Here is a 1,222-nt window from a genome sequence, read left to right on the forward strand (position 1 = left end):
GGGCCTGACCCCCGGAAAGTAGACACGTCGGGGGTTAGCTATGCTGCTTGGGTCAGTGTAGCTGAATTAAGTGCTTCGAAGGTATCGGGGGCTAGAAGGTTGCACCAGGAGTGTCGTCTGCGCGTGTTGTAGCGCATGCACCATCGGAAGACTTCTTGGCGGCAGATGATGGGATTGTCAAAGACTTTCCGATCACGCAGGACTTCACGTTTAAGGGTGGCGTTAAATGATTCTGCCAGGGCGTTATCGGCACTTGTACCCACCGCGCCCATGGATTGGCGTACACCAAGCTGGGCGCAGTGATCCCTAAATGCTTGTGAGGTGTACACACTGCCGTGATCGGAATGGAAAATTGCTCCTTTAAGGCTTCCTCGGACTTTTCTGGCATGGGTTAAAGCTTCGGTAACCAGCGATACTCGCATGTGATCGGCGAGTGCATGGCCGACGAGCTTGCGTGAGTAGGCGTCGATGACCGTGGCTAGGTACATGTTCTTACCGCCCTTACACGGCAGATACGTAATATCGCCTACATAGAGCTCGTTTGGCCTATCAGCTGTGAATTTGCGGCCTACTAAATCTGGCATCACGCGGTGGCCAGGCTTACGCCTGGTGGTGACACATCGACGCCGTTTACTAAAGCCTTTAAGCCCCATGGATTGCATGATGCGTGCGACCTTCTTGTGATTGATCGGGGGAAAGCCCGTATCGGCTTTGAGGCTTGCAGCGATGCGTTTAGCACCATAGAGCCCGTGCTCATCATCGAAGATGGTCTTGATTCTTGCACCAATAAGGGCGTCAGAACATATCTTTAACCTTCGTTTATCGCGGGTGTTGACCCATTTGTAGAACGAGGAGCGATTGAGCTTTAACACGTGGCACATCCGCTTGACCGAGTACTCGGTTCGGTGGTCATAGACAAACTGGAAGCGGATTACCAGCGTGTCTCTTCGGCAAAATATTTCGCGGCCTTGCGCAGGATGTCGCGTTCTTCGCGCAGCTTAGAGACTTCTTTTTCTAGCTGGCGGATTCGCTCGGAGTCAGTCGTCGCCTGGGCCTGGTCGCGCAAGCTTTTGGTGCGGGCACGTTTGCCGGTGCCGTACTGCTTAAGCCAAGAGAAAAGTGATGAACGATTGACTCCAAGCTCTGCTGAAGCCGCGTGAAGTGTGAGATCCTCATTGTTTTCGTAGAGGGCCACAGCATCACGTTTGAACTGTTCGGAGTA

1 protein-coding gene is annotated in these 1,222 nt (G+C 53.2%); it reads right to left on the reverse strand.

Annotated elements, in window-relative coordinates:
- Positions 1-38 precede the first annotated feature (38 nt).
- Positions 39-1,222 (reverse strand): IS3 family transposase gene (locus F4V54_RS10815; RefSeq protein WP_249041299.1). Its coding sequence is split into 2 segments (ribosomal slippage), with 1,185 coding nucleotides annotated over them: positions 39-952 and positions 952-1,222; the frame shifts between segments, so codons are not numbered across the junction. This gene is flagged as partial in the annotation.

The sequence above is a fragment of the Corynebacterium tuscaniense genome (genome assembly GCF_008693065.1).
Classification (GTDB): domain Bacteria; phylum Actinomycetota; class Actinomycetes; order Mycobacteriales; family Mycobacteriaceae; genus Corynebacterium; species Corynebacterium tuscaniense.